This window comes from Klebsiella sp. K47 (assembly GCF_051858335.1).
GTDB lineage: Bacteria > Pseudomonadota > Gammaproteobacteria > Enterobacterales > Enterobacteriaceae > Klebsiella > Klebsiella pneumoniae.
On the sequence record NZ_JBPYUI010000412.1, the window covers coordinates 1 to 224 of the forward strand.

Genomic DNA, 224 nt, shown 5'->3' on the forward strand with positions numbered 1-224 from the left:
TTAATGGTGTAGGTATGCAGCGCCAGCGCATGTACGGTTGTGGAGAGTTCTTCCGTCAAGGTGCTGTAGATCCAGCGGTGTCGGTTCAGGAAACGTTCTCCCGTGAAGCGATCGCTGACCAGAACCACTTTGAAGTGGCTTTCAGAACCTGCCGGCACGTTATGACGATAGCTTTCGTCGACAACTTCGAGAAACACAGGGTTGAACGCTGCCCTTAATTTTTC

1 protein-coding gene is annotated in these 224 nt (G+C 51.3%); it reads right to left on the minus strand.

The window, feature by feature from the left end; translation table 11 throughout:
* Positions 1–224: transcriptional regulator BolA (bolA, locus tag RRF55_RS28600; protein ID WP_439419386.1), on the minus strand; the 224-nt coding region annotated here is incomplete at both ends.